General features: G+C 45.8%; 22 protein-coding genes and 1 other RNA gene. 19 read left to right on the top strand and 4 right to left on the bottom strand.

The genetic code is table 11. From position 1 onward, the window contains the following. Nucleotides 1-2 precede the first annotated feature (2 nt). A complete protein-coding gene (secF, locus tag ABJF92_RS07520) occupies nt 3-917 on the top strand; it encodes a protein translocase subunit SecF (protein WP_446815178.1) in 915 nt (304 codons plus the stop codon). 95 nt (nt 918-1,012) lie between these two features. Continuing rightward, a complete protein-coding gene (locus tag ABJF92_RS07515; protein ID WP_446815177.1) occupies nt 1,013-1,987 on the top strand; it encodes a serine hydrolase domain-containing protein in 975 nt (324 codons plus the stop codon). Between the two features lie 52 nt (nt 1,988-2,039). On the opposite strand, the gene asd is transcribed toward ABJF92_RS07515, so the two are convergent. Next, nucleotides 2,040-2,903: an archaetidylserine decarboxylase gene (asd, locus tag ABJF92_RS07510; RefSeq protein WP_446815176.1), complete on the bottom strand. Its 864-nt coding sequence runs from the start codon at nt 2,901-2,903 to the stop codon at nt 2,040-2,042. Nucleotides 2,904-2,918: 15 nt separating this feature from the next. Then, on the bottom strand, nt 2,919-4,385 hold the full coding sequence (locus tag ABJF92_RS07505) for an HDOD domain-containing protein (protein WP_446815175.1): 1,467 nt from the start codon (nt 4,383-4,385) through the stop codon (nt 2,919-2,921). Nucleotides 4,386-4,513: 128 nt separating this feature from the next. Here ABJF92_RS07505 and motA point away from each other — a divergent pair, with 128 nt between their 5' ends. Both motA and ABJF92_RS07495 read left to right on the top strand, forming a co-directional pair. Further along, a complete protein-coding gene (motA, locus tag ABJF92_RS07500; protein ID WP_446815174.1) occupies nt 4,514-5,395 on the top strand; it encodes a flagellar motor stator protein MotA in 882 nt (293 codons plus the stop codon). Between the two features lie 12 nt (nt 5,396-5,407). Continuing rightward, nucleotides 5,408-6,322, top strand: a complete 915-nt coding sequence (locus tag ABJF92_RS07495) for a flagellar motor protein MotB (RefSeq protein WP_446815173.1) — start codon at nt 5,408-5,410, stop codon at nt 6,320-6,322. Here the strand turns inward: ABJF92_RS07495 and rsgA are convergent. Further along, complete coding sequence (rsgA, locus tag ABJF92_RS07490) at nt 6,319-7,353, bottom strand: small ribosomal subunit biogenesis GTPase RsgA (RefSeq protein WP_446815172.1); 1,035 nt, start codon at nt 7,351-7,353, stop codon at nt 6,319-6,321. The two genes, ABJF92_RS07495 and rsgA, sit on opposite strands and share 4 nt — an antisense overlap. Nucleotides 7,354-7,428: 75 nt before the next feature. Here rsgA and orn point away from each other — a divergent pair, with 75 nt between their 5' ends. After that, entirely contained in the window at nt 7,429-7,977 is a 549-nt protein-coding gene (orn, locus tag ABJF92_RS07485; RefSeq protein WP_446815171.1) for an oligoribonuclease, read from the top strand. A 54-nt stretch (nt 7,978-8,031) separates the two neighbouring features. Here orn and ABJF92_RS07480 read toward each other — a convergent pair whose 3' ends face one another. Continuing rightward, complete coding sequence (locus ABJF92_RS07480) at nt 8,032-8,781, bottom strand: sulfite exporter TauE/SafE family protein (protein WP_446815170.1); 750 nt, start codon at nt 8,779-8,781, stop codon at nt 8,032-8,034. Between the two features lie 139 nt (nt 8,782-8,920). Here ABJF92_RS07480 and tsaE point away from each other — a divergent pair, with 139 nt between their 5' ends. The 14 genes from tsaE to rnpB form a co-directional block, all read left to right on the top strand. Continuing rightward, on the top strand, nt 8,921-9,391 hold the full coding sequence (gene tsaE / locus ABJF92_RS07475; RefSeq protein WP_446815169.1) for a tRNA (adenosine(37)-N6)-threonylcarbamoyltransferase complex ATPase subunit type 1 TsaE: 471 nt from the start codon (nt 8,921-8,923) through the stop codon (nt 9,389-9,391). A gap of 149 nt (nt 9,392-9,540) precedes the next feature. Beyond that, on the top strand, nt 9,541-10,806 hold the full coding sequence (locus ABJF92_RS07470) for an N-acetylmuramoyl-L-alanine amidase (RefSeq protein WP_446815168.1): 1,266 nt from the start codon (nt 9,541-9,543) through the stop codon (nt 10,804-10,806). Nucleotides 10,807-10,855: 49 nt separating this feature from the next. After that, on the top strand, nt 10,856-12,778 hold the full coding sequence (gene mutL / locus ABJF92_RS07465; protein WP_446815167.1) for a DNA mismatch repair endonuclease MutL: 1,923 nt from the start codon (nt 10,856-10,858) through the stop codon (nt 12,776-12,778). Between the two features lies 1 nt (nt 12,779). Next, a complete protein-coding gene (gene miaA / locus ABJF92_RS07460) occupies nt 12,780-13,712 on the top strand; it encodes a tRNA (adenosine(37)-N6)-dimethylallyltransferase MiaA (RefSeq protein ID WP_446815166.1) in 933 nt (310 codons plus the stop codon). Between the two features lie 91 nt (nt 13,713-13,803). After that, on the top strand, nt 13,804-14,046 hold the full coding sequence (gene hfq / locus ABJF92_RS07455; RefSeq protein ID WP_445976136.1) for an RNA chaperone Hfq: 243 nt from the start codon (nt 13,804-13,806) through the stop codon (nt 14,044-14,046). Between the two features lie 35 nt (nt 14,047-14,081). Then, entirely contained in the window at nt 14,082-15,371 is a 1,290-nt protein-coding gene (gene hflX, locus ABJF92_RS07450; protein WP_446815165.1) for a ribosome rescue GTPase HflX, read from the top strand. 45 nt (nt 15,372-15,416) lie between these two features. Further along, nucleotides 15,417-16,664: an FtsH protease activity modulator HflK gene (hflK, locus tag ABJF92_RS07445; protein ID WP_446815164.1), complete on the top strand. Its 1,248-nt coding sequence runs from the start codon at nt 15,417-15,419 to the stop codon at nt 16,662-16,664. Next, entirely contained in the window at nt 16,664-17,533 is an 870-nt protein-coding gene (hflC, locus tag ABJF92_RS07440; protein ID WP_446815163.1) for a protease modulator HflC, read from the top strand. The genes hflK and hflC overlap by 1 nt, the downstream gene beginning before the upstream one ends. A gap of 116 nt (nt 17,534-17,649) precedes the next feature. Next, nucleotides 17,650-17,847 carry a DUF2065 domain-containing protein gene (locus ABJF92_RS07435; RefSeq protein WP_445976140.1) on the top strand — a complete coding sequence of 66 codons (198 nt, stop codon included), beginning with the start codon at nt 17,650-17,652 and terminating at the stop codon, nt 17,845-17,847. Between the two features lie 13 nt (nt 17,848-17,860). Continuing rightward, nucleotides 17,861-19,036 (top strand): ATP phosphoribosyltransferase regulatory subunit, encoded by a 1,176-nt coding sequence (locus tag ABJF92_RS07430; protein ID WP_446815162.1) that lies wholly within the window; start codon nt 17,861-17,863, stop codon nt 19,034-19,036. A gap of 34 nt (nt 19,037-19,070) precedes the next feature. Further along, complete coding sequence (locus ABJF92_RS07425) at nt 19,071-20,372, top strand: adenylosuccinate synthase (protein ID WP_446815585.1); 1,302 nt, start codon at nt 19,071-19,073, stop codon at nt 20,370-20,372. Nucleotides 20,373-20,586: 214 nt separating this feature from the next. After that, a complete protein-coding gene (locus ABJF92_RS07420; RefSeq protein ID WP_446815161.1) occupies nt 20,587-21,285 on the top strand; it encodes a response regulator transcription factor in 699 nt (232 codons plus the stop codon). Between the two features lie 5 nt (nt 21,286-21,290). After that, entirely contained in the window at nt 21,291-22,604 is a 1,314-nt protein-coding gene (locus ABJF92_RS07415; protein WP_446815160.1) for a sensor histidine kinase, read from the top strand. Between the two features lie 73 nt (nt 22,605-22,677). Continuing rightward, nucleotides 22,678-22,993, top strand: an RNA gene (gene rnpB / locus ABJF92_RS07410) — RNase P RNA component class A; the annotation flags it as partial.

Below are 22,993 nucleotides of genomic sequence, written 5' to 3'. Positions count from 1 at the left end.
CCATGAAAGTGACAACTATTCCATTTATGGCGATGCGTAAGATCGTAGCCGTCTTTTCTATTTTGCTGATTTTGATTTCTATTGGCTCTTTAGCGACTAAAGGTTTGCAGTTTGGTCTGGATTTTACTGGGGGTACCTTGGTCGAGGTGGCTTATGAAAAAGCCCCCGATTTAGATAATATTCGTACCTTACTGGCGGATAATGACTACGACGATGTTGTTGTGCAGAGCTTTGGTTCACCCACCGATATCGTGGTGCGTTTGGCGAACTCATACACCGCAACCTTAGGGGATGAGGTGTTAACAACGTTGCAAGATGGTGGACAGCAAACCGTTACCTTACAGCGCTCTGAGTTTGTTGGTGCGCAAGTGGGTGAAGAGCTGCGTGAACAGGGTGGCCTAGGTATGCTGTTGGCATTGGCTATTGTCATGCTGTACGTTGCTGTACGCTTCCAGTTCAAATTCTCTATCGCGTCGGTAGCGGCTTTGGCTCACGATGTCATCATTACCTTAGGTTTCTTCTCTTTGTTTGAAGTGGAGTTTGATCTAACCGTATTAGCCGCCTTGTTGGCTGTAGTGGGTTACTCATTGAACGATACCATAGTGGTATGTGACCGAGTTCGTGAGAACTTTCGCATCATGCGTGATACCGAGCCATACGATCTGATCAATGAGTCCATTAACCAAACTCTAGGGCGTACTTTGATTACCTCCTTAACCACCTTGTTTGTGTTGCTGGTGCTGTTTTTTGCGGGTGGGGAAGCGATTCATAACTTCTCAATGGCCCTATTAGTGGGGATTGTGATCGGTACTTATTCTTCTATCTTTGTGGCGGCTAATTTGTTGCTGGCACTGAAAGTAACGAAAGAAGATTTGATGCCACCGATTAAAGAAGAGTTTGAAGACGAGATGCCTTAGTCATTCAGGCGACTGCTTTTCATTAAAAACCTGCTACGGCAGGTTTTTTTATGCCATCATGAAAGTCATATGCCGTATTTAGAAGAGGTTTTGTAATGGGTTACGGGTTACTAATATTGCTATTGGGTTGGGCTGTCTCTGCTAATGCTGCGGATTTAACCGCCATGGATGAAACCGCCAAGGGCTTTAGTAACATTAAGACGGTTCAGGTGGCGCACCAAGGGCAGCTTATTTGGTCCAAGGCATACAATGGCGCCGATATTAATGACGCGGCAAATATTAAGTCTGCTTCAAAGTCTGTGATGTCCGCCATAGTGGGGATGGCGATCGATAAAGGTGTTATAGAGAGCGTTAATGTTCCGGTCGCCGAAGTCTTGACCGATCAGTTACCCGCGAACCCAGATCCACAACTAAAAGATATCCAAGTGCAGCATTTGCTCTCCATGCAAGCGGGCTTAGAGCGTACCTCTGGCAGAAACTACGGGCGTTGGGTGGTCAGTGATAATTGGGTGAAAGCGGCCTTGGCCCGGCCTTTCGTGGCTCAAGTTGGTGGTGTGATGCAGTACTCGACCGGTAATACCCATTTGTTATCGGCGATCGTGATGAAGCAAAGCGGTCAACATACCTATAAATTGGCGAATCAATGGTTTAAAGGTTCGGGAGTGCACATTGAGAGTTGGGAGACCGACCCACAAGGGATTCCTATGGGGGGTAATCAAATGGGCATGACACCATTCTCTTTACTGGCCTTTGGTGAGTTATATCGCCGTGGTGGTGTGGCCGCAAACGGCCAACGTTATATTGCTGAGGATTGGATTAAAGAAAGCTGGCAGCCCAGGACTCAATCGCGCTTTCATCAGGGCTTGTATGGGTATGGCTGGTTCATGCAAGAGTTTGCGGGTGTGCAAGGCTATTATGGTTGGGGGTATGGCGGGCAGATGATTTATGTCTTTCCGCAATTAGCGCTGACGGTTGCCATTACTTCCCAAGAGCATTTGCCTTCTGGCAGGACCGGTTATCGTGATGCCTTACATAGCATGGTGAGTGAGTATATTGTCAGTGTTTTATAAAGAGTAGTGTAAGGGCTTTCCTGTGCTGGAAAGCCCTTGTTGTCTAGAGGCGTTATGACTCTTTTTTGATGACGCCAAACTCCATGCCCATTTGGGTAGGTGTTTCGGCTTTAAGGCTTTCTTGCCAAGCAATGGCGTCTTTGCCAAATAGTACGATAGCGGTCGAACCGAGCTTAAAGCGGCCCATTTCTTCGCCTTTCTTCAAGGTCACATCACTAAGTGCAGCATAATCCCAAGTTACTACATTCTTATTGAATGGAGTAACTTGTCCTGCCCATACTGTTTCAATGCTGGCAACAATCATTGCGCCCACCAAAATAACGGCCATTGGTCCGGCTTCTGTTTCGAAAAGACAGACAGTACGCTCGTTACGAGCAAATACATTAGGGATTTGTTCCGCTGTGACTTTATTGACTGAGAAAAGCTTACCAGGAATATGAATCATTTTAGTTAGCTTACCCGCTAAAGGCATATGAACTCGGTGATAGTCTTTTGGTGATAAATAGACGGTGGCAAATGAGCCCCCAAGAAACTGGTCAGACAAGGATGCGTCGCCACCCAATAAGCTGGTAAGGCTGTAGGTATGACCTTTGGCCTGAAATAACGTGCCGTGTTCAATGTCGCCTAGTTGGCTAATCGCACCGTCTGCAGGGCAGGCGATGGTGTTGTTGCCATCACAAATAGGGCGTAACTCAGGGCGAATTGCTCGGGTGAAAAAGTCGTTAAAGTTACGATAGGAAAGTGGGTCGCTGTTCACTGCTTGCGACATATCAACCTGATACTTTTTGACAAATTGGCTGATAAAGGTGTTTTTAACCCAGTTGTTTTCGCATTCCGCGATTCTACCTGCCACTCGTGAAAGCGCTTTTTGCGGTGTGATGTGTTGTGCGAAGGCGAAAAGTTGATCTTTGGTCACTTGGATTTCCTGTTGTTATTGGTTAGCAGCGTGTTCGCTGATTAACGTTATGATCTGTTTAAGGTGTTGATAATCTTTAGTGTTGAGTTGGTGTTGTGTGTCCAGCCAAAACAATAGGGTATCACCACGCTTTGTGGGCGCTGACGCCAGTATAGCATGACTGCTTAAGTCTAATATTTGATGAGCGTTTTCAGGCAGTCCAGCACGGATTTTTTGTAGCTTTTCTCCTGAAAGGTGGCTGGCAGAGCGTTGCGACTGCAGGCGTTTCATCACACTTGAAGGGCTGTTCCAGCGAATCTCTTTAAGTCCTGTAATATCGTGGCCAAATTGTAATACAGGCTGGATTTTTTGGTTGTTAGATATAAGCACCAGAGCACGCTCGGCATTGGGGATCAATTGTTTGATTGTTTGTATTGCCAACTTCGCCTGTAGCTTACTGTCTGCGGGTGTTTTGTTTAGGTTAGCTTTAAATGCTTCTAAAGGGTTGCGTTTGCGCTTGGTTGTTTTGGCGTTTTTAGCGGTATACAAATTAGGGTTTAGTAGTCGTTGGGCAAGCGGTATCTTAGCGCCTAAATCATACAGTTTGGCAGCTTCCGTGCAGGCAAGGTGTGTGCTGTGGATCGACTTGCCCAGTTGCCAATGCATGCAGCTTGCAAGGACTCGATAGTAAAAAGGTAGGTTTCTAGAGTCCCAATCGACTAGTGTGGCTTCGGCGGCGATTCTGCTGGCACAAAACGATAGGGTAAATGGACTGTTGGTGAGCTGAATTAAACGTCTATCGTCTGTGTAATCGGGTAATTCATCAGCATGGTTAGCCAGATGTGCCAAGGCTTGTTGTTCTTTATGGCTTGGTGTGTTTTGGGCTAGGAAGCATTGAATGATGGATTTGGGTGTATTCCAATGGCGATAAAGATGGGCGCTTAATTCATCTAGACGGCAACCCAAAATTTTGTTTTCCGCTTGCGCGAAGGTCAAGCCGTTGGCCAGTTGTTCATCCAGTGCTTGCATGCGCTCTAGAGCATAAAAACGCATGAGCCAGCGAGCGGCGTTTTTAAAGAAGGTGATCCAAAAGAAATCTTCCTGCTGGTTCTTAAATTTCGCCCCAATCCAGTGTTTGGCAATGGCGGCAGCTTCGTAGCTTGTTTGAAACTCTTTTAGTAGTGCTGCTCTACTCGGTGTTTTATCCATGGCAATCAGTGCAGAAAGTAGTGAAGCGGTTCTGTTAGCGCCCACCATGGAGGCTGCATGTGAAGGTGTTTTGATGTCGTTGTCAGAATTAGACACCATACGATTGGCTTCGTTGATGATTGCTAAGGCTAAAAACGGTTCTTGAGCAATGATCTGTTGGATACTGTCGACATTGTAGTCTTCTTCCATGTACAGGCGTCTTAGGTTGCGAAGACTACTTGCCCTAACTGGAAATTTTTGATTTTTAAGAAAAATTAGCCATTCATTGAGGCCAAAGGGTGACTTGTCTTTCATAGCTGAGTACATTAAAGCCTAGTTATGTATCTGTCTGATAAAACGAAAGCGCTCTGAGCTTCTTAAGTCTACTGATAATACTGTATATTGTTGGTTGAGCATACTTTGTTGGTGATAAGGAAAAAAATATGTTGGCAATCGTCGGTCTGTTGGTTGTAGTGGCAAGTGTCATCGTTGGCTATTTGGCCTCTCACGGTAACCTATTAACCTTATGGCAACCCTTCGAAGTATTGATTATTTGTGGTGCGGCTTTGGGGGCTTTCATGGTGGCTAACCCATTGTCGGTGCAGAAAAAGACGTTGCGCTTATTACCTCAAGTCATTAGGGGTAGTCATCACAACAAAGATTTCTACTTACAATTGCTAGGTTTGATGTATTGCTTACTGCAAAAAAGTCGTTTGGAAGGTTTTCTAGCAATTGAGGATGACATTGATTCCCCACAGCAAAGTGAGGTATTTAATCGCTTTCCGAAAGTGTTAAAAGATCATGAGCTAGTGGGTTTTTTAACCGATAACTATCGTATTTTTACTCTGACAGGCCTGCCTGCTTACGAAATTGAAGCCATCATGGACAATGAAGTCGAGCAGATCGCTGAAGAGCTGATGGAGCCAAGTCATGCGCTTCATCGAGTCGCAGAAGGATTGCCGGGGTTTGGTATCGTAGCGGCAGTCTTGGGTATCATCATTACCATGGGGTCAATTGGTGGTCCGTTAGAAGAAATTGGTACTCATATTGCCGCCGCGCTAGTGGGAACCTTTTTGGGTATCTTTTTCGCTTATGGTTTTGTAGGTCCTGTGTCTTCACATATGGACTCCTTAGGGACGCATGAATTAAAAGCCTACCTGTGCGTCAAAGCGTGCTTAGCTTCTGTTGTTTCTGGCTATTCGCCTCCAATTGCCGTGGAAACAGGCCGTAAATTATTGCCTCCAGAAATGCGTCCTAGTTTTATCGACTTGTCGGTAGATCTTAAACAATACCGCGTGCAAAGCGCTGCTGTAGAAAGCGAATAGAAGGGCGATACTATGCCGATAGGATCACAAAATCTCGTCATCCGCAGAGTTAAGAGAGTTAAGAAAGGAGGCCATCATGGGGGTTCCTGGAAAATAGCTTTAGCCGATTTTGCTTTAGCCATGATGGCGTTCTTCCTAGTGCTGTGGGTCATGCAGGTATCTACTCCACAGCAGCTAAAGTCAATACAGGGTTATTTTAACGACCCTCTTGGTGTCTCGACCGCAGGTTTTAGTGCCAATCCAATTGATCTAGGAGGTAGTCCTGCTATGAGCACAGAAGAAAAATTAGACCTGCAGTTACCAGATCCAGGCAGTGCAGATAACCTAGTCAAAGAGCGCTTAATGGGCAGTGATGCTCAGTCTCTACAGGCCATGAGTGGCATGATAGAAGAGCAGATGAAAAGCATAAATTTGCTAGTGTCGAAAGAGAATAATTTGCGCATTGATTTGACGCCTCAAGGGGTCAGAATCACCTTGGTCGATTCTCCAGATCAGCCTATGTTTGAATCGGGTAGTGCCGAGATGTTGCCTGATATTGTTAATATACTGCTGACGATGTCGCCAATTTTCACTCAGGCAGGCAATCCAATCGCCATTGCGGGTCATACAGACTCAACCAGTTTTAGTAATCCGAATAGGTTAGATAATTGGGATTTGTCTGCTCTTAGGGCAAACGCCACGCGGCGCATTTTGGAAGAGGGTGGTGTGCTCAAATCCAAGATTGCTCAAGTGGTGGGCTTAGCAGACAGTGTGCCCTATAACCCTGTGGATCTTGACGCGGCAGAAAATCGACGAGTAAGCATTACCTTACTAACGGATGAGGCTTATCAAGCCATGTTAAAGCGGAATGTGCGTGATTTTGGCCCAACAGCTGAAGAGCAGCAGCGAGCCAAAGATCTCGAACTTACCCCCGATACGGTGTTTTAGAAGGCATCGTTATCACGGATGGACTGCTTGATACGCAAATAGCTCTCGAATCTGTGAGGTGTGATTTGTCCCTTTTCTAGGGCTTCTAAAATGGCACAGCCTGGTTCTTTTTCATGGGCGCAATCTCGAAAACGACAATAGCCAATGTGTTCGCGAAACTCGATGAAACCAGACAATAGCTCGTCTTCAGAAATGTGCCATAGGCCAAATTCACGAATCCCAGGGGAGTCAATTAAGTCACCCCCTTTGGGCATATGGAAAAGCCTTGCTGTGGTGGTGGTGTGAGTGCCTTTTTTGCGCTTTTGAGACAGTTCGCCCACGCTGATTTCAATATCAGGCAGTAAAGTTCCAATTAAGGAGGATTTGCCAACTCCAGATTGCCCTACCAAAACGCTGGTTTTGTTTTCCAAGAAACCATAAAGAGATTCCATGCCAGCCTGATTTTTAATGGAGGTGCGGATGATGTGATAGCCCAAATCTTGGTAGGTCTTGAGCAGCTCGTCTAGTTGCTCTTTGTTGCTGTCATCGATTAAGTCACTTTTATTGAGCAGGATAACGGGAGGTATGCCCACCGTTTCTGCCGCAACAAGGTAGCGGTCGATCAGATTGGCATGGGCGACTGGTTCCGCAGCAATGACCACCACAATATGGTCGATGTTGGCGGCAACAGGTTTGAGCCGACCATGCATGTCAGGGCGTGACAAGATGGTGTGGCGCGGTGTGGTCGCTACCACAATGCCACCCTCATTCTGTTTTGGTCGCCAAACCACTTTATCGCCGGTGACTAGCTGGCCAAGGTTGGCTCTTAGGTTACAGCGTGTGGCAATCCCTATATAAGGTTCTTGGGTGCCTTCTACTTCTACTTGAGTGCCGAAGTGGGAAAGAATGATACCTTCCGTTTCAGGACCAAGGTCGGAAGACTGAAGGACTTCTTCTGCTCGGTTGGCCCTTTTTTGGGTGCGTTCAACGCGTTCTTTTTGAATGCGTTCAATACGCCAAGTTTGCTGTTTTGTGAGTTTTCTTTTCGACATTCGATTCGGCTAGTCATATAGTTAGGCGCATAGAGTATAATGCTTGGCAACGATAATAAAGGATTTGGCGGTTTTATGAGCTTTAGTGATGAAAATTTAGTTTGGATTGATCTAGAAATGACCGGTTTAGACCCAGATCAGAACACAATTATTGAAATTGCGACTGTGGTCACGGATAAGCATTTGAATGTTTTGGCAAAAGGTCCGAATTTAGCCATACATCAATCTAAAGCTGTCATGGATGGCATGGATGAATGGTGTACCCAGCATCATGGTGATTCTGGGTTAACCCAAAGAGTGTTGGATTCAAAAATTTCGATGGTTCAAGCCGAAAGCGAAACCATTGAATTTTTAAAGCAGTATGTGTCTGCAGGAGTCTCACCGATTTGTGGTAACAGTGTGGGTCAAGATCGTCGTTTCTTGTACCAATACATGCCAGCGCTGGAAGCATTTTTTCACTACCGCTACATTGATGTGAGCACGATTAAAGAGCTTGCTAAGCGTTGGAAGCCAGAAGCCCTTGATGGCTTCGTGAAACAAGGTTCACACTTGGCGCTGGATGATATTATGGAATCTATCGGCGAGCTTCAACATTACCGTAAAACCATGTTTGGCATGAGTTAACGGATTGCTTGTGATTTTGTACAAGCCCGATAGCCTTGCTGCTATCGGGCTTTTTTATAATAGTGCACTGACCCCATCCCAGATTAGCTTAAGTCCCGTCATGAATAAGAAGCAATACACCACTTTAAAGAATAGCTCGCTGGACAGGCGGTAATGTAGCCAGGCGCCAATTTGCACCCCAATATAAGCCACTGGAATAAAACCCAAAGAGAGTAAAACATTGCTCATGTTAAGCTGTCCTAATAACCCATAAGGAATAAGCTTTACATAGTTAATGAAGGCGAAAGTGGTGGCCGCGGTGGCTACATATTGGGTTTTGTCTAAATTCGCTCGTAATAAATAAACGCTCATTGGCGGTCCGCCAGCATGGGCAATAAAACTGGTGAAGCCTGCTAGGGCGCACCAAAATTTGCCAAAAATAGGCTTAAGAGGAGGGCGTTGCTGGGCGCTTTTTTTACCGGGCCAGGCATTGATAGTAAAACCAACAGCGATTAGGCCAACCATAATGCGCATCCAATCGGCAGAAAACCATGAGGCGCTGAGTGATCCGATAATGATGCCAATAATGGCGGCGGGTACGCATTTCATTAGTTGTTCGGGGTGCCATTTTCGCCAGAACTTCTGCACAGCAAAAATGTCCATAACACACAAAATGGGCAGCATGATGGCGGCAGCCATTGTCGGGGAGACCTGTAAGGAAATTAAAGGTACAGCGGCAATGCCAAATGCCCCAGAAAAGCCTCCTTTAGAAATACCTGTAATGAATACGGCGACGGCGATTAAAAATATTAAATACCAATCCATGTGTGTGATCTGCCCGTAAATAAAATTAATTCGCTAACTGCTTGCTTTATAACCTCGAGCATAACTTGTTTCGCTCGGTGGTTGTAATAGAATTGAATAAAATTTTAGCCAGATAAAGTGTTAGATAGGAAACCGCTAAATGGTCATAGAAAAAGATATATACGGTGAAGAGGCGATGGAGCAATTAGGCGCGCTGTTAGCCCCAGCGCTAGAGCAAGGTGGTGTCGTACACCTAGAGGGTAACTTGGGTATGGGGAAAACGACCTTAGTGCGTGGTATTTTGCGTGGTTTGGATTACATGGGACCAGTGAAGAGTCCTACTTATACCTTGGTTGAACCCTATGATGGGAAAGGTTTGGAAATTTTCCACTTTGACTTGTATCGAGTGGGCGACCCTGAAGAGTTGGAGTATATGGGTGTTCGAGACTATTTTCATGACAAGAGTTTGTGCCTAATTGAGTGGGCGGAAATGGGCCTGGGTATTCTGCCTCAGGAAGATATTGTCATACATTTAGACTTGATTCGTAATGGCCGTAAAGTCGTGATCATGGCCAACAGTGAGCGTGGTCGTCAGGCCATTGCAAGTTGGTCGCAAACCTTGACCGTATGATTCAACTAAGACTTTACGAGAAGTAGCATTGAGATCAGTTTAATCAGCAGTTATAGTGTGACAGATATACTAGCTAGCTGTCTGATATGCATACTAAAATTTACTCATATTTGTATTTTATACTCGTACTTTTCCTGGCAAGTGTGTCAATGGCTGCCAAAGCGGTCGAAGTGCAAGATGTTCGTGTTGCACAACAAGAAGGTGTGACGCGCTTGGTATTTGAGCTTTCTCAAGCATCAAACCATCGTTTGTTTCCTTTATCCAATCCAGACCGAGTGGTGCTGGACATTACCGGTGCTGACATAAAACAAGGCATTGGCGCTAAGCTTGAGGGGCTGAGCTCTGACGTACTCATTCGTGTGCGTTCGGCTAAACGAGAGAGCGGCACTCGCTTCGTACTAGACCTCAAGCAATCTGTGAGAGCAAAAAGTACAGTGCTTGCTGCTAATGGTACCTATGGCCCACGTATATTAATCGAGCTCGAGTACGGGGTTCAAAAGAGCGCCACTGTAGTGAAGAGCTTAGACTCTCTAGCGGGTAAAAAACGCGACATAGTGATTGCGGTTGACCCAGGTCACGGGGGCAAAGACCCAGGCGCTTTAGGAAAATTCAAAGTGCGAGAAAAAGACATCGTCCTGTCGATTGGTAAGGAATTGGCAAAGAACATTAATGCCATCGATGGTTTTAAAGCGGTTATGACCCGCTCTACGGATAAATACCTGAAATTACGGGAGCGATCTCTGGTGGCCCGTTCTGCCAATGCAGACTTGATGATCTCCATCCATGCGGATGCCTTTACTAAATCGAGTGCTCGTGGTGCTTCTGTGTGGGCGCTTTCACTAAGTGGTAAAAGTTCCGAGATGGGGCGTTGGTTGGCGCAACAAGAAAGCTCTGCTGATCTAGTGGGCGGAATTTCCCTTGACGATAAAGATCAGCTGCTCGCGGAAGTGTTATTGGATATGTCCATGAACTCAACAATTCAGATGAGTCTGAATATTGGTAAAAGTGTTCTGAGTGAAATGAAAGGCGTTGCTCACTTGCACAAAAATACCGTGCAACAGGCAGGTTTTGTAGTGCTTAAATCTCCAGATATACCGTCCATCTTGATCGAAACGGGTTTTGTATCGAATGCTACGGAAGCCAAAAATTTATCCAGTCGCACCTATCGTGTGAAACTGGCTCGATCCATTGCTGAAGGTGTAGTGGATTATTACAACCAGAATCCTCCTGATGGTACCCTGATCGCTTGGAAGAAAAACAAGCAAGAAGACTATGTTTATGTGGTCAGCAAAGGGGATACCTTGTCAGAAATTGCCCGTCGTAATCAAATCACTGTTGCCAAGTTGCGTCAGGTTAATTCTCTCAAAAATGACGCTATCTGGATCGGACAGAAATTAACTATTCCTGCCAGCTAAGCTGTTGTCTCTTAGTGGCAGGAAGTAGGACTTATTCAAAAGGTTATTGATGCAACGAATTAATTTATTATCACCGCGCTTGGCCAACCAAATTGCCGCCGGTGAAGTGGTTGAAAGGCCCGCTTCTGTTGTCAAAGAATTACTCGAGAACAGCTTGGATGCTGGTGCCACACAGCTAGATGTGGACGTCGAGCAAGGTGGTGTCAGGCGTATCAAAATACGCGATAACGGCACAGGTATCGTTAAAGATGATTTGCCGTTGGCGTTAAGCCGTCATGCTACCAGTAAAATCATTACCTTGGATGATCTTGAGGCGGTTTGCACTCTAGGTTTTCGTGGTGAGGCTTTGGCCAGTATTAGCTCTGTTTCGCGTATGCATCTTACGTCTCAGGCACAAGGTGAGCAGGATGCATGGCGAGCGGAAGCGGAAGGCAAAGACATGGCTACCTCCATTAGGCCGGCTTCTCACCCGCAAGGTACCACTATTGATGTGCGGGACTTATTTTTTAATACGCCAGCGCGCCGTAAGTTTCTCCGCACCGAAAAAACCGAGTTCACTCACTTAGAAGAAGTGGTGAAGCGGCTAGCGCTAAGTCGTTACGATGTGGGGTTTCGCTTAAGCCATAATAGTAAGCAAGTTTATGACCTGCGCCCCGTCACGGATCAATTGCATGCAGAGCATAGATTAGCCACTTTATTGGGTAAAAAGTTTATTGAAAACTCACTCACCCTCGATGTTGAGGCGGCAGGTTTGCGTTTATGGGGGTGGATAGGGCTACCTACTTTTTCGCGATCCCAGGCGGATTTACAGTACTTCTTTGTAAATGGTCGTGTCGTGAAAGATAAGCTAGTAGCGCACGCAGTACGCCAGGCCTACCGGGATGTTTTATACAATGGTCGACACCCAACCTTTGTACTGTACCTTGAATTAGACCCAGCGACAGTTGATGTGAACGTTCACCCGACCAAACATGAAGTGCGCTTTCGGGATGGTCGTTTGGTACATGATTTCTTATTTAGTAAAATACACAAAGCCATAGCGGATGTGCGCCCAGATGCAGAAGCAGCTCCTACGGGGTTGCATGAAACGGCAATGCCTGAACAGGAGGCTATTACTCAGCAATCTCCTCTGCCATTGGCTGCTCAGCGTCCAACAGATTCCTCTTGGATGTCAGATCGGGCAGAATCTTATCGCGGCGACAATGTGTCTAGCCAGCAGGTACGTGGACAATTGGAAGGGATGCAGTCTCTTTCGAATTACGCTGAACAATTTAGCCGGCAACAGGAAGAAATAAATCCTGAAACAGGGGAGATCATCACGCGTTCGCTTAATATTGCCGCGTCAAACATGCCACAGCAAGTGAGCGAAGGCGAGGGCTATCAAACGGTTCCACCGCTGGGGTTTGCGATTGCGCAATTGCACGGCGTTTATATATTAAGCGAAAGCGAGCAAGGGCTTATTCTAGTGGATATGCACGCGGCTCATGAGCGCATTGTTTACGAGCGCATGAAAACCGCCTTTTATCAGAAAAACATCCCCTCGCAACCCTTGCTAGTGCCGATTAATGTTTCTGTCTCCCAGAGTGAGGCAGACTTAGTGGAAGAAAATAGCGAGGTCTTTGCGTCTTTCGGCTTCAAAGTTGAAAGAACTGGGTTGGAAAGTGTCATGGTGCGCGAAGTGCCTATCATACTGATACGCAGTGATACGGAGAGTTTGGTGCGAGATGTGATTAGCGATCTAGCTACCAATGGTATTTCGGATATTATGGAAGCCAGAGCTAATGAGTTAATGGCTACTATGGCTTGTCATGGTGCTGTGCGTGCCAATCGTAAATTGACCATAACTGAAATGAATAGCTTGCTGAGAGATATGGAAGTCACCGAGCGCAGCGGCCAGTGTAACCATGGTCGACCAACTTGGACGCAAATGACTATGTCGGACTTAGATAAATTATTCTTGCGAGGACGTTAAGATGACCAAGCCAAAAGTGGTTTGTTTGATGGGGCCAACGGCGTCAGGAAAAACAGGCTTGGCTGTTGAGCTGGCAGAAAATCATAATTTCGATATTATCAGTGTTGATTCAGCGCTGGTATATAAAGGCATGGACATAGGCACGGCAAAGCCAGATGCCGCGCTTTTGGCTAGGGCTCCTCACAGGCTCATTGATATCATTGACCCTCTAGAGGCTTATTCGGCAGCGGATTTCGTCACGGACACCTTAGAGCATGTAGCGCAGATTCAAGCTCAAGGTAAAACGCCCTTATTGGTGGGCGGCACCATGATGTACTTCAATGCTTTGCAAAAAGGTTTGGCGCAAATGCCAAATGCCGACCAAGCTATTCGAGCTCAAATCGAAGAAGAGGCGACTCAATATGGCTGGCCTTGGTTGCACACCCAATTACAGAAAATTGACCCTCAAGCCGCGGAACGAATCCACCCTAATGACCCTCAAAGGTTACAGCGTGCCTTAGAGGTGTATCGTTTAACGGGTAAGACCATGACTCAATGGTGGGCGGAGCAGGGGGAGGTATCTTTGCCTTTTGATATGGTCAACTTGGCCGTTATGCCGAAAGAGCGCAGTGTTTTGCATCAGCGAATTGAACAGCGTTTTAACGAAATGATGGAGCAAGGCTTTTTGGCAGAGGTAGAGGGGCTTTATCAGCGTGGCGACCTTGATGGTGAGATGCCCTCTATGCGCTGTGTAGGCTATCGACAGTTGTGGCAATATCTAGACGGTAAGGATCTACTGGAAGATGCTATTTTTAAAGGTGTTGTAGCAACCCGTCAACTCGCCAAGCGTCAGTTAACCTGGCTGCGAGGTTGGGAAGATTTGAGAATATTTGACAGTTTGTCGCAAGATCTTGTACCAGAGGCCTTGAATTATATAGAAAGCAGAATTATATAAGGGGAAATGGAGTAAAACTTGGTGTATTATCTACGGTATTGTTTTACCGCGATTTATAAAAAATTATTTACACTCAATTAAGGAGATACCAATGTCAAAAGGGCAATCATTACAAGACCCTTATCTAAATGTGCTACGCAAGGAAAGAGTTCCTGTTTCTATCTTTCTAGTGAATGGCATTAAGTTACAAGGGCAAATCGAGTCGTTTGACCAATTCGTGATTCTATTGAAAAACACAGTAAGTCAAATGGTTTACAAACATGCCATTTCAACGGTTGTGCCTTCTCGCACCATCCGTATACCAACTGATTTGCCAGAAGATGCCGCAGAATAGTTTGGCTTTGAAAGGGCAAGCAGAGGAATTTAATATTGTTTTTTGAACGCCCTGAAAGTGGTGAAGTTGCTGTACTGGTCCATATAAACTTCAATGATCAAAGTGTTAATTATGGGCCAGAGGAATTTGTAGAGCTCGCCATCTCAGCTGGTGCTGATCCTGTTGCTGTTATTACAGGGTCTCGCCAGCGAGCTGATTCTCGTTACTTTGTTGGTACGGGTAAGCTCGATGAAATTAAAGAAATTGTAGATCGAGAAGAGGCACAAGTTGTTCTCTTTGATCATGCCTTATCTCCTTCCCAAGAGCGTAACCTAGAAAGCTTCCTACAATGTCGTGTACTTGATCGTACCGGTTTGATCCTAGATATATTTGCGCAACGTGCACGTACCCATGAGGGTAAGTTGCAGGTCGAATTGGCTCAGTTGCAGCATATGTCGACACGATTGATCCGAGGTTGGACGCACTTGGAGCGCCAGAAAGGCGGTATTGGTATGCGTGGGCCGGGTGAAACCCAGCTTGAAACTGACCGTCGTTTATTGCGTGAGCGAATTAAATCGATACAGCGTCGTCTAGATAAAGTAAATACTCAGCGAGATCAAAGTCGACGTTCCCGTTCGCGTTCTGATATGCCGACGGTCTCTTTGGTTGGTTATACCAATGCGGGTAAATCTACTTTGTTTAATCGCGCCACCGGTGCGGATGTGTATGCAGCCGATCAATTATTCGCTACCCTGGATCCAACCCTTAGACGCTTAGATGTTGAACAAATTGGCACTATTGTCCTAGCGGATACGGTAGGTTTTATTCGTCAATTACCTCACCGTCTAATCAAGGCCTTCCAGGCGACTCTTAAAGAGTCTTCTGAAGCAGACTTGTTGTTGCATGTTGTGGATGCCGCGGATATTTCACGTGATGAAAATATCAGTCATGTGGAATCTGTACTGGAAGAGATTGGTGCGGAAGATGTGCCAGTATTAAAGGTGTTTAACAAGATTGATGCTTTGCCAACAGGGGAAGCAAGAATTGACCGTGATGCAGGTGGGGTGCCGTATAGGGTTTGGCTTTCTGCCCGTGACGGTGTGGGTATTGATTTGCTTCAACAGGCCATAGCTGAACTTTTGGGCCAAGATGTGATCAATGAAACACTGTACTTGCCAACGGAATGTGGTCGCTTGCGAGCTATGTTGTTTGAGCAAGGTGCAGTGCGCTCGGAATCTTTTGATGATGCAGGGCGTTCAGTGCTACAGGTAAGATTGCCGAAAAAAGACTATTTACAAATTTTGGCGCGCGTTGGTATGTCAGAAAGTCAGATTGAAGCGGCTTAAATATTTACTCACAGATTTATCATTAAAATAAAGTGGAGATGTAGTATGGCCTGGAATGAACCGGGTAATAACGACAACGACCCTTGGAATCCAGACAAAAAACGTGATACGGGTGCTCAGCGTCCGGATGACGGTCGAGAAAAAGATTCCAATAACAGTGACCCGTGGGGGCGTAAGCCTGGTGGTAAAGAACAAGGACCACCAGATTTGGATGAGGCCTTTAAAAAGCTAATGGACATGCTGGGTGTTAAGAAAACCCGTAAAAGCGGCGGTTCAGGTGGTGACTCAGGTTTTTCTGGAAAAATGGGTGGTGGTCTAATTGCCATTCTGCTGATTGCACTGATCGCCTTATGGGCGGCAACGGGTGTGTATCAGGTTGACCAACAAGAGCGCGGCGTCGTATTGCGTCTTGGTAAATATCATTCAACTGTGATGCCAGGCTTGCACTGGAATCCACCAATGATAGACACCGTGAGCAAGGTAAACGTAACCAAAGTTCGTTCCCATGATCACAAAGCGCTTATGTTGACCCTAGATGACGCCATTGTTGAAGTAGGTGTTTCGGTTCAATACTCTGTTGATAATCCTAAAGATTTCTTGATCAATGTTCGTGAACCAGAAGAGTCTTTGGCTCAGGTTACGGAAAGTGCCTTACGTCATGTGGTGGGTAGCTCGGAGATGGACCAAATCCTAACGGAAGGTCGTGAGCTATTGGCTGAAGAAGTGAAAGCGCGTATTCAAGACTACAGCAGTGCTTATGGTACGGGCTTGTTGATTTCTAAGGTCAACGTTGAAAACACCCAAGCACCAACTCAAGTGCAAGAAGCTTTTGATGACGTAATCAAAGCGAAAGAAGATGAGTTACGTGTTCGTAACGAGGCTGAATCTTACGCTAACGGTATTATTCCTGAAGCTCGTGGTCGTGCTCAACGTATTCGTGAAGAAGCTGAAGCGTATCGTTCTGAGATCGTGGCTCGTGCCAGTGGTCAAGCAGATCGTTTTGATCGCCTGTACCGTGAGTATACGAAAGCCCCTGAGGTTACTCGCCGTCGTCTTTACATAGAAACGATGGAGTCTGTATACAAGAGCGCTAGTAAGGTGGTCGTGGATACAGAAGGTGGAAATAACATGATGTACTTGCCGTTGGATCAGTTGATGAAGCAAAACGCATCAAATGGTGCTTTGTCATCTAATTCCCTAGATTCTGCAAACATCAATGCGTTAACAGATCAGGTAATTAGTGAATTGCGTAAGCGTCAAACATCGACGGTTAGACGAGAGGGGAGAAACTAATGAAAGGTTTATCTTTTGCGGTTTTATTTGCTCTTTTAGTGGGTGTATTGGTCGCGTCACAAACTTTGTATGTAGTTAAAGAAACTGAGCGTGCCGTTGTGCTTAAGTTTGGTGAGATCGTTGAGGCGGATGTGCAGCCTGGTATCCACTTCAAACTCCCTGTGATGAACGAAGTGAAGAAATTCGATGCGCGAATTTTGACGATGGACTCTCGTCCGCAGCGTTACCTAACACAAGAGAAAAAAGCGGTTATCGTTGATTCTTACGTGAAGTGGAAAATTGACTCTGTAGATAAATTCTATCAAGCGACATCGGGTGACGAAATCGTTGCTAATCGAGTCTTGTCTTCTCGTGTTGATACCGGCCTACGTAACCAGTTTGGTGAGCGTAGCATGCACGAAGTTGTGTCAGGTGAGCGTGATACGCTAATGACAGAGCTACGTGACGACCTAAATGAAGTGGCAAAAGCGGAATTGGGTATCACGATTGTTGATATTCGAGTGAAGCGTATCGATCTGCCGCCTGATGTTAGTGAGTCTGTTTACCAACGTATGCGTACGGAGCGTGAGCGTGAAGCTCGTGAGCACAGATCGAAGGGTCTGGAATTGGCGGAAGGTATTCGTGCCGACGCTGACCGTCAACAAGTTGTTTTAGAAGCGGAAGCTCAGCGTGATGCGGAAATGATCCGTGGTGACGGTGATGCGCAAGCGGCCGCTATTTACTCAAATGTTTACACGCAAGACCCAGAGTTCTACGAGTTTTACCGTAGTCTACAGGCTTACCGTGCGAGCTTTGAAGGTAATAACGACTTGTTCGTACTGAAGCCTGATAACGAATTCTTCAAGTATTTGAATGGCGCAACTCAATAGGTGAATTATTCAAGTAATAATCCTTGTTGAGGCCTATTTGTTAAAATAGGAAACATGCTATTATTACGCAAACCGGGCTAGGCCCGGTTTTTTAATGGTCAAAACAAAGAGAGTTTATGCAAGATTTGTTGCAGGCGCTGTTGGTTGGTGTCAGCCTTTTATTGATCGCTGAGGGTATTTTGCCTTTTTTGGCTCCAGAGTTTTGGAGAAAAATTATGTTAAGTGCCGTGGCAAGTTCTACTACGAATTTGCGCATCCTCGGGCTGGTTAGTATGTGTCTTGGTTTATTACTCCTTATGTTGACTCGAAGTTAAGAGGATAGATTTAATGACATTAGCAGATCGTTGGCTGCTTCCTGAAGGTGTAGATGAAGCGTTGCCATTACAGGCCGCGAAGATCGAGCACCTAAGAAGAACCCTGCTGAACCTCCATGAAAGTTGGGGCTACCAACTTGTAATTCCTCCTCTCCTAGAATACTTAGACTCGCTGCTAACTGGTGCGGGATCAGATCTAGAAATTGAAACCTTTAAAGTAATTGATCAGTTGTCTGGTCGCCTTATGGGAATACGTGCAGATTTCACATCTCAAGTTGCGCGTATTGATGCCCATTGCCTTAAAGGTGAGGGTGTTCAACGTTTAAGTTATTGCGGTAGCGTATTAAGAACCATGCCGACTGGCCTAGATGGTAGTCGTTGTCCCATTCAGCTTGGCGCTGAAATTTACGGGCATGGTGGTGTTGAAAGTGATATTGAGGTGTTGTCCTTAATGTTGCAGACACTATCAGTAGCAGGTTTAAAAAACCTAGTTTTAGATTTAGGCCATGTGGACATAGTGAGCGGCATTTTATCCGTTTGTCAACTTGAAGAAGAGCAGCAGAGTAAATTGATTGAGCTTTATAAAGCTAAAGATTTACCTGAGCTTGATCGTTATGTTGAATCCCTTGACCTTGATGCCAAGCAAAAAGAGTGGCTAGTTAACTTGCCGCGTTTGTGTGGTGGGGCAGAAGTCTTGCAGCGTGCTGAAACATTGTTTGCGGGTGTGAGTGATTCCATTGCTCAAGCGTTGGCCTTGTTGTCACAAGTGAGTGATGCAGTCACAAAACGTTTTCCAGATGTTGGCTTACATTTTGATCTGAGTGATTTGGTTTCTTATAGCTATCACACAGGGCTTGTTTTTGCGGCCTATTTACCTGCCCATGGCAATGCCATTGCGCGCGGCGGTCGCTACAACAATATCGGACAAGTGTTTGGTCGTTCTCGACCAGCAACAGGATTTAGTACGGATGTAAAAGCGCTAGTAGGTTTGGTAGACGTTTCTGTCGAGCAAGCCAGCACCGTATTGGCACCAATTTGTTCTTCTGCTGAACTATGGCAAAAAGTTAATGAGCTAAGGTCTGAAGGCTATCGTGTGATTGAAGCTTTAGATGGTAGCGAATTAGCGCGCGCCGATTTTACGTTGGAACTGAGTGGCCAAATTTGGCAGCTTGTTCCAGTTAAAAATTAAACTATTTAGAACCATTAGAATGAGACCTGAAACTATGGGTAAGAACGTTGTTATTCTCGGCACTCAATGGGGTGATGAAGGTAAAGGTAAGGTTGTAGACCTGCTAACAGAAGACGTAGCGGCGGTTGTTCGCTTCCAAGGTGGCCACAATGCTGGTCACACCTTGGTAATTGACGGTAAGAAAACCGTTCTACACCTAATTCCTTCTGGCATTTTGCGTGAAGGTGTTCAATGTATCATTGGTAATGGCGTTGTATTATCGCCAGCAGCCTTGAAGAAAGAAGTTTCTGAGCTTCTTGAGCAAGGTGTGCCAGCGGTTGATCGCTTGAAGATTAGTGCGGCTTGTCCGCTTATCCTGCCTTACCACATTGCGATGGACCAAGCCCGTGAATTGGCTAAAGGCGAGAAGAAAATCGGCACCACAGGTCGTGGTATCGGGCCGGCTTATGAAGATAAAGTTGCACGCCGCGCGATTCGTGTGGGTGACCTGCTTGATTCTGAGCGCTTTGCAGCCAAGCTTAAAGAGGTGCTTGAGTACTACAACTTCGTACTAACCAATTACCACAAAGTTGAGCCAATTTCATTCGACGAAGTGTACGCTGAAGGTCTTGCAATGGCTGAATTCCTACGTCCAATGGTTGCCGACACCATCACGTTGCTGCATGACTTGCGCAAAGCTGGCGCAAACATTATGTTTGAAGGTGCGCAAGGTTCATTGTTAGATGTAGACCACGGTACTTACCCATACGTAACTTCTTCTAATACGACTGCTGGCGGCGCGCCTGCGGGTACGGGTTTTGGTCCTTTGTACCTAGATTATGTACTAGGTATCACTAAGGCTTACACTACACGTGTTGGGTCTGGTCCTTTCCCAACTGAATTGTTCGACGAAGACGGTGAGCGTCTTGGTACTCGTGGCCATGAATTTGGTGCGACGACAGGTCGTTCGCGTCGTTGTGGTTGGTTTGATGCGGTGGCGTTGCGTCATGCGGTTCAAATCAACTCTGTTTCTGGCATGTGTTTGACAAAACTTGATGTACTAGACGGTTCTTCTGTCATCAAGGTTTGTGTGTCTTATACCGACGAAGCGGGCAACCCTGTTGCGGGTTCTCTAGTGGACAGCGAAGGCTACGAAAAAGCTCAGCCAGTTTATGTAGAAATGCCAGGTTGGAGTGAGTCGACAGTGGGTGCAGAAAACTTTGAGGCTCTGCCTAAAAACGCTCAAGACTACATTCGCTTCCTAGAAGAGCAGGTTGGTGTGCCAGTAGATATTATCTCCACAGGTCCTGATCGTAACGAAACTATTGTTATCCGCGACCCTTTTAAGCAAGCGTAATAACAATGATTTCTCTAAAAGCCGCTTTATAAGCGGCTTTTTTATTGCTGAAAATAAGTAAATCGGCACTTAATTTCTCCCCTAGGTTTGTAAATAAGAAAGTTTGTAAATAGATTGAAAAGTGGGGATAGGGTTTTTTATTGGTTAGGGTAATATTTACAATTATGATTTCAGCTCACGCTGAAGAGACTCAGTAAATTGATGGGAAAAAATTATGGTTAAGTTATTGCTTGCGGATGATGATGCGCGTTTATCAGATTTGATTAAAGATTATTTTGTCGGTGAAGGTTACGAAGTGTCCCATGCTTGGAATGGTCGCGAAGCTTTGGCGTTGATGGCTCAAGACACGCCAGATATAGTTATACTCGATGTCATGATGCCTGAGCTGGATGGCTTTGAAACCCTAAAACAAATTCGTAATAAAAGCTCCTTACCTGTCATTATGCTAACCGCAAAAGGTGACGATATTGACCGCATTCTTGGTTTGGAAATGGGGGCGGATGATTACTTGTCTAAGCCTTTTAATCCCCGCGAACTTTTGGCGCGAATTAAAGCCATCTTACGCCGTGCTAGCCAAGAAAAAGAAGGCGATTCAACCGCAGATCTGGAATTGTCTGGTGTCTTGTTGCGTCGTAAGAACCGCACTGTGTTCTTAGAGGATGAGCCGGTAGAGTTGACAAGTTCCGAGTACACCTTGTTAGAATGCATGATGATGGTGCCTGGGCAGGTGTTGACCAAACAAGAGTTATCCGAAAAAGCGCTGGGTCGTAAACTCACCATGTACGATCGTAGCCTAGACATGCATATTAGTAATCTACGTAAAAAAATTGGTAACCTGGATAATTCCGAGCCAAGAATTAAAACAGTTCGTGGTGTGGGTTATATTTTTGTGGCGGAAGAAGAAGGCCTTTAAGTTTTATGAAAAACACTTTTCTGCGCGTTTTCCTAGTAGTGCTTTTATCTAATATTGTTGTGGTTAGTTTAGGTTTGGGTACTGTTCAGTTTGTGCAGAATCGTAATCAAGTCTCCGCGGATTTGCTAGGTGATGTTGGCGTGCAGTTGGTTGCAGGTTATGAAAAATTTGGCAAGGAGTACTTGGTTAAAGAGGCAAAAAAGGCAGAGCTGGAACTGATGGGGGTTATTTACCTTTATCGTGAGAATGGCCTGCCTTTGCTAAATCCACTGCCTCGTAATTTTCGTGAGCAAAACGCCACAGGTGTTAATCAACCTGGCCGACCAGCCGCTGAGTTTCTTCATAGTCAATTTATTCAAGTGATTGGCGCTGACAATGTTCAATATTTACTTATCTTTAAGCCACATCCAAGGCTTGAGGTGTTGGCTCCTGAGTATTTCATCGCACTACTTTTATTAGGTTTGTTGGTATCTAGCGCTATCTTGGCTTACTGGCTATTGGGGCCATTGTTGAAGTTGCAGAAGGTCGCAAGGGCCTTTGGCGGTGGTGATATGTCTGTCAGGGTTGAGCCAAAACTGGCGAGGCGACGAGACGCCATCGGTAAGCTCGGCCATGAGTTTAATGAAATGGCGGTTCGTATAGAGAATTTACTGTCTTCTAAAGAGCGTTTGATGCGGGATGTTTCTCATGAACTGAGAACCCCTTTAGCACGTATAGAGGTGGCGCTTACTATTGCAGAAGATAAATACGGGGTTGAGGTTCAAAAAAATTATCTAAACCGTATCCGCACTGAACTTCATGAGTTGGATGAATTGATTGGGCAGGTATTGACTTTGAGTCGTTTGGAAGAGGCTTCTCTGAAGAAAGAAAAAGTCGACCTACATGAATGGCTTGATGAAATTGTCGATGACGTGAATTTTGAGAGTCAGCTGAAAGGTGTGTCTGTAGAAAAGGTGGGAAGTTTGCCTAAAGAAATTTATGGGGACCCTTTGCAGCTTCGCCATGCGATCGAAAATATTTTGCGTAATGCTTGCTGCTATGCCGAAAGTGGCGGTCATGTGGAAGTAGCGACCAGTGAATCTCAGGGGCATGTATTGATTCATGTGCGAGATAATGGTCCGGGTGTACCTGAAGATAAGCTGGAAAAAATCTTCCATGCTTTTTATCGAGCCTCCGATGCGCGCGAGGGCGGCCAAGGTGGTTTCGGTGTTGGCCTGACCATAGCCCAGCGTATTATCCGTGCCCATAATGGTTTTATTACTGCCAAGAACCGTCCTGAAGGAGGGTTAGAGGTGTGTTTCAAGTTGCCTCTTTTTTAGTTCTAGATGATTGATTAGAAGATCCTCAGAAAAGGCTTGTCATTCTGCCTTGGGAAACGTACTATGCTCGCCGCAAGTTGGCCAGGCAGTCGCCGCCTCATAAGAGGGGGAGGAAAGTCCGGGCTTCGCAGGGTAAAGTGCCAGGTAATTCCTGGGGGGCGTGAGCCTACGGAAAGTGCAGCAGAAAATAAACCGCCTAAGCAGTTTACTGCCGGTAAGGTTGAAATGGTGCGGTAAGAGCGCACCGCGCGACTGGTAACAGTTCGTGGCAAGGTAAACCCCACTTGAAGCAAGACCAAATAGGAACTCTTTGGCGTGACCCGCGCTGAGTTCGGGTAGGTTGCTAGAGACGTGCAGTGATGTACGGATTAGATGAATGACTGTCCACG

The organism is Marinomonas sp., from assembly GCF_039940335.1.
Taxonomy (GTDB): domain Bacteria; phylum Pseudomonadota; class Gammaproteobacteria; order Pseudomonadales; family Marinomonadaceae; genus Marinomonas.
Note: the sequence above shows the minus strand (reverse complement) of the source record. Positions and strands in the feature narration are given on the sequence as shown.